Source organism: Fannyhessea sp. (assembly GCF_986145555.1).
The window spans coordinates 1-9,268 of record NZ_CFRCNA010000032.1 but is presented as its reverse complement, the minus strand read 5'-3'; the positions used below and the strand labels follow the sequence as shown (position 1 = coordinate 9,268).

Genomic DNA, 9,268 nt, shown 5'->3' with positions numbered 1-9,268 from the left:
TGCGTTTTCATCTAACCAGTAGTCTTTATTATCATCGGTTAGTTTACCTGTTACCATCTGGTAGTTGTCTTTATTAAAGTAGAACCATTTACCGTTAGGCATCCACAGCCAACCACGGGCACAATAACCGTCATCAGTAACATAACGATAACCCTTATCAGTCTTTATCAACATAGAATACGCTTTGCTACCGTCTTCTAAACGATAATAAAGACCTTTATTGTCACGAACCCATCCTGTCTGAGGAACCTCTTCTGACGTGTGCGCGGTTGACGTATTTGCTTTATGAGACGCATCTACATTTGATATGCTTGTCTGTGGAGTATCCGCCTTTGAAGCCGCAAAGACAGACGAAGACAGCGAACCAAACAGTAGACCACTTACAACCGCAGAAAGTGCGAGTCCTCTTATAAATTGAGCTTTTGAATGACGCATCCAAAGAGGATGGATACACTGTTTTTTCGTAGAAATCACCTCGAATTTCAACATGACAACACACAAAGCTCTTGCTTATGTATATTGACAAGCAATACTTCATGCTTTATACGATAAACATACAAAATTCGTACAAAAGTATACGCTCAAAATTAGGCATGTGCTACAGCAAAACTATGGAAAATAGGTAATTAAAGCCATCGTTTATGAATGCGTCAAAAGATAACCTATTGATGATTTGCATTTATAACACACTCGATCAATGTGTTTCTATACATCCGCCGAAACGACAGTAAAATCATGGCCATGCCACGAAAACACGCCCTTTCGTAGGTGCGAAATGAACCCACCTTCCATAAGGTGGGTGCTCTCATCGCTTGTTCCAGCTTCCTCAACTGTGAAGGATGCCTGTACTGAACACGAAATATGAGCTCCCTCAAAACGCTTGTCGGTTCACCCAGTTGTACTACGAAAGGACGCTACTATTACTATAGCGAATTTTTTCACTATAAAATAGACTTGAATAGAAAGTCATTATCGTTCAAACTTAAGATATATGTAACTATTGGCCAACAAAGTTGATTTACCTCGTGTCTGCAATAACGCAGGGTAAGATAAGGAGAAAGCTTTATGCTCACAAATCTTATAGATTATAGCGTGAGCAATTTTACCCACCTTGATCCCGCATTTTCTACTTCAAGTTATCACCCTCATATACAAGCACTTAGTGTATCTTGTTTTAAGGATCTACCTATATCTACATCTTCTTTAGGATTCCTAAACATCCTACCTGTACTTGGAGGAATAGTATCTCCATTTACGCTTATGTGTTCTCTTTGCTTATTTTTTATAGCATTCGTAACTGTTTTGGCACTGACACCACTTGCCAAAATAATCGCCCACAAACTTGGAGCTATTGACTACCCCGGAAAACGCCGCGTTAATAAAAAACCCATTCCTCGCATGGGTGGTGTTGCCGTTTTCACAGGAATTTTCTTAACACTGCTCATTCATTACTTAGGTATTCTAGCTCATCTTTGGCCAAGCGTATTTTTACCAAGTGAAGTATTTCAGTACATTAACTACCCACTTATTATGCTTGGCATGATCTGCATTTTTATCACTGGTGTTATTGATGATATTTATCATTTGACGCCCCTTCAAAAACTCATCGGTCAAATTATCTCGGCTGCATGTGCCGTCTGCGGCGGCCTTGTTATTGGCGTGATTGTTAATCCATTAAGCTCTGGCGCACTCTATTTAGGCTGGCTTGCGTATCCTTTAACAATTCTTTACTTAGTTGCATACGTTAATATTTTTAACCTCATCGATGGCCTTGATGGCCTTGCAACAGGACTTGCTTTTATTGTAAGTGCAACTATGTTTGTACTCTCGATTATGGCACATAGACTTGATGCTGCGTTTTTGGCAATTGCACTGTGTGGATCAACGCTTGGTTTTCTAAAATATAATTTTAATCCCGCTTCAATCTTTCTAGGCGATTCAGGATCATTGCTGATTGGCTTTACCTTAGGCGTTATTTCGCTGTTATCGGTAACACGTGTAGCAGGTCTTACCACCATCATGGTACCTCTTATTATTTCGGGTATTCCTATTATCGATACGTTTTCGGCAATTATTAGAAGAAAACGTGCACATATTAGTATTAGTCAAGCTGATCAAGGGCACATTCATCATCGTCTTATTTCTGAAGGATTCAATCAAAAACAAGCAGTTCTTATTATGTATGCGTGGACAGCATTTTTGTGCTGTGGGACCTATCTTATGACGCAAGTTGAGGTATTGCCACGTATCTGCATTTTTATCGTTCTTTTTGCGCTTTCGCTGGTGTTTACGCTTAAATTGCATTTGTTTGAGCCCGTACTTTTCCACCACACCAACCCTACTACAGGAAAAGACGAACTGGTTTCGCCCAAAGATCCCGAATTTAAGCTGGAAGAAGAAAAGTTTGAACAACAACACCACAGTCACAATCTTACCCATATATAGCGAAATAAGCCATACGCAAAGGTACGCATGACTTATTGCATAAAAGCACACGAAGTACGCCTCGAGGCGCATTAAACGGTCTAGCGGTGTGATTACAAACGATACATATAGGTAAATACATCTTCGCGCTGCATGGTAATTTGAACGTGCAACGTTTCTCCAAGCTTATCCAGCGACTCTTGAATCTCGGCAAAACTAACACTGACTTCTGAAAGATCTACAACCATAGTCATCGTAAAAATAGAAGACATAATTGTCTGCGAAATGTCCAAAATATCTGCATTATTGTTAGCAAGAATCGTTGCAACTTTTGCAACGATACCGCAGCGGTTTTTTCCTAAAACACTTACAACCGCGCGATTATGCGTACTTTGTGCACGATCAAGCGTTGTTTGTGCATCCGATACCGTATGAGATGAATTGTGATCCATAATGACCCTTCCTGTGTGTATTATGGCTACGATACTGTTGTACTACTATCAAACGCCGAGAATCAAAGGTTTAATTACTACTATCGTCTTGACTCTGCTCATCTTGCTCTTGTTGCTCTTTTTGCTCTTGAAGAGCGGATAATTGCTTAACGCAGGTACTTACCCATTGGATAGCGTTATCTTGCGGATGTCCTTTAACTTCGGCAAGCTCAAAGCCCTTATCCCATACGGGTGTAAACTGAACGTCTTTTACACCATCATAATGTTTTAGAGCGGCAACCAAATTAAGCTCGGTAGTTAAAGGAGAGGCCTGCTGCATAAGCCCTGTATTGATGCGCCAAAATGGTGCAACTTGCGCTTTGCCAAAACCCTCACTTGAGCCACACAAGTTATAAAGCGGATTGAGTGCATTGATACGAAGCTGCTGCGAAGAGCCTAAAGAATCTTTCTTATCAAGGTCATTACGATATACATCTACAAGCTTGGTATCAAAAGCAGAATCTTTTTTATATGCATCTTGGTGCTCGGCAAGTAAATGCGCAACATGCGCATCAAAGTGCAAGGTAGATTCGTTATCAACTCCAAAGAGCTGATTGCTTGGCGTAGACTTATCTAGTGCGTCAAAAGCACATACTGCTTTATTGGGAATTTTACAGTGTTTTACAAATTCCCATAGATTACTAATCGTGACCGTTCCTTTTGACGAAGAATAGGTAATCCAGCGCGTATCGCTGTTAAGTGATGCAAGATAACTTGATGGTGTTTCGTACGAGGTTCCCTGTACCTTTGAAACTCCTGTAGAAGTTTTATCAGACGCTGTTGGATCCCCCGACAATTTTTGTTTTGACCCATCTTGAGCAGAAGAAGATGATTCTGGCTCTTTAGTGGCACTACTGATACATTTTTCGTTCAAATTACCCGGAAACGCAGGTTCCATCAACCGTGAAGGTGTTTGAACATAAGGGAATTGCGTATGCATAATAAAATCGGTTGCAGCGTCAGTAAGCGTTTTCATCACATAATTGTAATATGATCCATCACAGTAACTGCCATCATCCAATTTTGAAAGAAGAAGGCGTTCGTTTTGGTTATCACACAGCCCAAGCTCATTCAAGCGAGCAGCATACTCTTGCGCAAGATCTGAAGACAATTGCTTTTTGAACGAATTCGCCTTGCGAGATTCATCCGTTACAAATTGCCCCATCATCCATTCATAGGCGCAGTCTCCTAACTCAGCATCAAGCAAAGGACACCACAGCGCACAACCAGCAATTTTATCGGAAATAGTATTTCCTTTACTATCGTGTGTGGCTGCGCCCACTTTTTTGAGATAAGACGTATAAAGGTCGCTATCGCCACTAGAGCCTAAAACAGAGCTTATAGTTGCCCCTGCACCATAAGAAAGCGTAAAAATATTATCGGTATTAGCAGGCAGAGCAGATGCATTGTAGCGCAAAAATCGAATAGCACTCTTAAGATCAACCACACTCCAAGGCGCTCCCCCAGAGAACATTTCTTTTTTATCGCTTTCAAAACCTGAGCTTCTACCCCTAAAGCCGGCATACACATAAATCATACCCGCTTGTAAATACCTACGCATGCCTTCGTACTCATAGACATTAGGACAGGCTTGTGGCGTAAAAAAAGCAGAATTAAGTGGCATAACAATAGGAGCAGTTTGGGGCGTATAATCACCTAGCTGCGCGTCATCTCGCGTGGTACATTGCCACGAATCACCTTTTTGTTTTGCAAGAAAATAGGTACCAGGTACATAAATTGAAAGCGAACCGTATGTTTTTGACGCAGGATGTAAGCAATACGGAATACCAAGTTGATAAAAACAGTTGTTCACTTTATCAAATTTCCAACCATCGCGTTTGAGCTCCAATGCCTTAAATTCACTCAAGTTGGGCGCAGGCTCAGGCGATTCCGAGGAAGAAGTATCCTGAGGCTGATCTTCGGTTTGGCCCGTACAACCTGTTGCAAAAAGCAGGGCGCAAGACGCAAGTGATAAAAAAGACTTTCTTGTGATGTTCATACATCCTCCAAGTACCTATCAAAAAACTTCTTATATTATGACTAAAATGTTGGTAAGTTCCCACCACATTCACAAGAAGAAAATATAAAAAGACGTATGTGCAATACACATACGTCAATTACATACTCAATTGCTCGATAAAGTGCTCAAAAAAGCTTAAGCTACAATGCGTGTTCCCGTCTTGCCTAAAAGTCCTTGTTTAGCGCATTCAAGCGAGGTAATGAGGGCTTCACCTGCAGGTGTTTGTTGTACAAAGTTTACGCACGCAGAAATTTTAGGAAGCATAGATCCTGGCGCAAACTGGCCTTCATCGCTATATTGCTTTGCTTGTTCCACGTTTATTACATCTAGGTTTTGCTGATTAGGCTTGTTAAAGTTAATGGCAACTTTTTCGACGGCAGTTAAAATAACCAAGCGATCGGCTTTAATATCGTGAGCAAGTAAAGCTGCGGTATTATCTTTATCGATAACGGCCGCAACACCTTTATAACCAGCTTCGGTTTTAACAACAGGTATTCCGCCGCCACCTGCAGCAACAACTACACACCCACTTTCAACCAGCGATTTAATAGTATCGGTTTCTACAATATAGGTTGGAAGCGGCGAAGCAACTACCCATCGCCATCCACGTCCCGAATCCTCAACATAGACGTCGCCCGAGTGTTCCATGCGCTTTTTTGCTTCTGCTTCGCTGTAAAAGGCACCTACCGGCTTAGTAGGATGCTGAAACGCAGGATCTGCAGCGTCTACTAGCGTTTGCGTAACTACTGACACCACGGGCTTGTGTATATTTCTGTGAGCAAGTTCGTTGGTCATTGCCTGCTGAAGATGATATCCAATGTAGCCTTGCGACATAGCCCCGCACTCTGCAAAGGGAATTTCTGGTCCAACACCATGTTGAGAAGCATAATCGGTAGAAACTTTAAGAGCCCCAACCTGAGGGCCATTGCCATGCGTGATAACTACGCGGTAACCCTCCTCGATCATATCAACAAGCGATTTTGCCGTATTTTGAATAAGCGCCAGCTGCTGTTGAGGAGTTTTGCCTAAAGCGTTTCCTCCTAAAGCAACAACGATGGTTTGTTGTGTATCCATAGTTTCTCCTTGTAGAGCGAACATGCACAGTAAACGGTGCCGCACGTGTTCCTTATAACATATCACAGTGTAAGCCTACCATACTTCTTACGCATAAAATAAAAAAGTTATTGTATAAATTTGTTGATATGCAAAAATTATCGGTAAATGGTCTTATGCTTTTGTATTCTAGTAATCAAAGCTGTCTGTAATTTTTTATTGCATACAATTTATTGTATTTTTTTATCGTTTAATACATATACTACGCGCAATTTAAATGAAAATCCCTCGTAATAGTCATTCTTTTGTATAGAAAAAATAAAATGAGATAATAAACGATGCTGCGCCACGTGCAACGAAACCATAACAACAACTCCATAAATCACTCGGATGAAATTTCCTATGATTTCTGCATATTTATACCATTTACCACTCACTTTTATCCGTTAACCAAATTTAACATCAATGAATTTAAAAATGTGATATGGACTTCTACTTTACTCATACCCTCTGTGTTAAAAGTGCGTTAAACTAAAAGGTGCCTAAATATTTTGTGCACACGTAGTACAGGTGCACATAATCTTAATACAGCCTTTAGTAAAAGGAGTTGCCATGAAAGTACTTGTTTTTGGAACCATGAGCTACGATAAGGATTCATTCAACAAAGAGTTGCCTGATTTCCCTCATGTAACACTTGAATATACCGATGTAGACCTCACTCCAACAACTGCAGCATTGGCAAAAGGTTATGACGCCGTATGTGCATTTGTAAACTCTAACGTATCTGCAATGACTTTGGAAGTACTCAAAGGCTTGGGTATTGAGCTTGTTCTTATGAGATGCGCAGGATTTGACGCGGTAAACGTTAAAACAGCTCAAGAAATTGGTATGAAAGTTACCCGCGTTCCCGCATATTCACCCGAGGCAATCGCTGAGCACGCAATGGCTTTGGCATTGGCAGCCAACCGCCACATTTGCAAAGGTTACAATCGTATTCGTGAAAATAACTTCTCGCTTACCGGTCTTGTTGGCGAAACCTTACACGGAAAAACTGCTGGTATCGTAGGCTGTGGTCGTATTGGTGCTGCACTTTGCCGCATTTGTAAAGGTTTTGGTATGACCGTTTTGGGTTACGATTTGTATCCTAATCAAAAATTGGTAGACGAAGAGCACTGTGTTGATAGATTTGTTTCCCTAGACGAGCTCTATGCAGAATCTAATCTTATCAGCCTGCATGCCTTCTTAAATGAAGAAAGCTACCGCATGATCAATGATAAAGCAATTGCCAAGATGAAACCTGGCGTTATCTTTGTAAACACTGGTCGTGGTGGTTTAGTTGATACACAAGCTTTAATTCGTGGTATCATTTCTGGCAAAATTGGAGCAGCAGGTTTGGACGTTTATGAAGAAGAAGGTCCAAATGTATATCAAGATCGTACCAGCGAAGTCTTTGAATCTGTTACCAGCCAATTGTGCGCATTCCCCAATGTTGTTATGTCATCTCACCAGGCATACTTTACACACGAAGCACTTAGCCAAATTGCGCGCGTTACCCTTGAAAATGCTGAACGTTATGCAGAAGGTAAAGAGTTTATAGAACGTAGCGTTGTATGCTAGATTTTTTTGCTACAACAACTATAATGCTAGCGGATAGAAACAATACATGTGAAAGGATATAGATGAAAAGAACAAAAATCATCTGCACCATGGGTCCTGCAACTGAAGATGATAACGTCTTACGTGAAATTATTAAAAGCGGCATGAATGTTGCTCGTTTTAACTTCAGCCACGGTTCTCATGAGTACCACCGCACAAATATCGAGCGTGTTCGCCGTATTTCTCAAGAGCTCGGTATTCCTGTAGCTATTATGCTTGACACCAAAGGTCCAGAGATTCGTACGGGTGAACTTGAAAATCACGAAAAAGTTGTTTTAACAACAGGTGAAAAAACCATCGTTACCACTGATGATGGCGTAATTGGAAACAAAGATCGTTTCTCACTTGACTACAAGCGTCTTCCTCAAGAAGTAGAAAAAGGCTCCATCATTCTTATTGATGACGGCTTAATTGAATTAACTGTTGACCATGTTGAAGGTACCGATATGTACTGCAACATTGACAACGGTGGTGAGCTTGGCGAGCGCAAGGGTGTAAACGTACCTAACGTTGAAGTTGGTCTTCCTTCTGTTACCGAGCAAGATAAAAAAGACATTCTCTTTGGTTGCGAGCTTGGAATTGACGCTATCGCTGCTTCGTTCATCCGTAACGGTGCTGCTGTAGACGAAATCCGTCAACTCTGCTTTAGCCAGGGTCAACGTCACATTGATATCTTCCCCAAGATTGAATGCGCACTTGGTGTAAAGAACTTTGACGAGATCCTTGAGCACTCCGACGGTATTATGGTTGCTCGTGGTGACTTAGGTGTAGAAATTCCACCTGCAAAGGTTCCTCACATTCAAAAAAGCATTATTAGCAAATGTGCTTCGGTATATAAGCCTGTTATTACCGCAACTCAAATGCTTGATTCTATGATCAGAAATCCTCGTCCAACACGCGCAGAAGTAACCGACGTTGCCAACGCAATTTACGATGGTACCGACTGTGTTATGCTCTCGGGCGAGTCTGCAGCAGGTAAATATCCTGTTGAGGCTGTAAAGATGATGGCAACTGTTTGCAAAGAAACCGAAAAGTACTTAGCAGAGCGTGGTATTTATCACGACTCAGGTGACGAAGTTAACGCAGCAATTGGTTTGGCAGCTGTTGAGTGCGCAAATCGTGTTCATGCACATTGCATTATTTGCCCAACTCACTCGGGTCGTACCGCACGCCTCATCTCAAACTTCCGTCCTAATTTGCCTATTATTGCAATGTCTCCTTCAAACCATGCAATCAGAAAGACCTGCTTCTACTGGGGTGTTACTTCTTATAAGACACCTGAGCAAGGCTCACTTTCTGCCACTTGCTACAACGCATTACGTGAGGCAAAAGATCACGGTTGTGTAAACAAGGGTGACCTGGTTGTTATTACCGCTGGTGACCCACAAACTTCACCTTCTCAAGGCGACTACATTACCTCAACTAACATGACTATGGTTGCTCAAATTCAATAAAGCAACAGCACTTTATATGTTGAGAAACCCCCTCTATATCTGCTGATGTAGTGATATGTACCCAGAATACTGGACACATATTTATGAACTAGGCTGGACACATGGATGCTATTCTGTACTTTACAGGTGGCATCCATTTTGTTTTTGCCTGAATTCTTTTGTTATTATAG

At 41.4% G+C, this 9,268-nt stretch carries 6 protein-coding genes and 1 pseudogene; 3 read left to right on the top strand and 4 right to left on the bottom strand.

Annotated elements, in window-relative coordinates; all coding sequences use genetic code 11:
• A pseudogene (locus AC5GD6_RS05665) lies at positions 1 to 489 on the bottom strand (NlpC/P60 family protein); the annotation flags it as partial.
• A gap of 576 nt (positions 490 to 1,065) precedes the next feature.
• Between AC5GD6_RS05665 and AC5GD6_RS05660 the strand changes: the two are divergent.
• A complete protein-coding gene (locus AC5GD6_RS05660; protein ID WP_311431355.1) occupies positions 1,066 to 2,445 on the top strand; it encodes a glycosyltransferase family 4 protein in 1,380 nt (459 codons plus the stop codon).
• Positions 2,446 to 2,537: 92 nt separating this feature from the next.
• On the opposite strand, the gene AC5GD6_RS05655 is transcribed toward AC5GD6_RS05660, so the two are convergent.
• The 3 genes from AC5GD6_RS05655 to arcC form a co-directional block, all read right to left on the bottom strand.
• Entirely contained in the window at positions 2,538 to 2,876 is a 339-nt protein-coding gene (locus tag AC5GD6_RS05655) for an ACT domain-containing protein (protein ID WP_006303134.1), read from the bottom strand.
• 70 nt (positions 2,877 to 2,946) lie between these two features.
• Positions 2,947 to 4,914, bottom strand: coding sequence for a subtype A tannase (locus AC5GD6_RS05650; RefSeq protein WP_491846429.1), 1,968 nt, complete (start codon positions 4,912 to 4,914; stop codon positions 2,947 to 2,949).
• A gap of 156 nt (positions 4,915 to 5,070) precedes the next feature.
• Entirely contained in the window at positions 5,071 to 6,009 is a 939-nt protein-coding gene (gene arcC / locus AC5GD6_RS05645; protein ID WP_491846428.1) for a carbamate kinase, read from the bottom strand.
• Positions 6,010 to 6,600: 591 nt separating this feature from the next.
• Here arcC and AC5GD6_RS05640 point away from each other — a divergent pair.
• Both AC5GD6_RS05640 and pyk read left to right on the top strand, forming a co-directional pair.
• Positions 6,601 to 7,605 (top strand): 2-hydroxyacid dehydrogenase, encoded by a 1,005-nt coding sequence (locus tag AC5GD6_RS05640; RefSeq protein ID WP_048596655.1) that lies wholly within the window; start codon positions 6,601 to 6,603, stop codon positions 7,603 to 7,605.
• 62 nt (positions 7,606 to 7,667) lie between these two features.
• Entirely contained in the window at positions 7,668 to 9,098 is a 1,431-nt protein-coding gene (pyk, locus tag AC5GD6_RS05635) for a pyruvate kinase (protein ID WP_006303129.1), read from the top strand.
• Positions 9,099 to 9,268 lie beyond the last annotated feature (170 nt).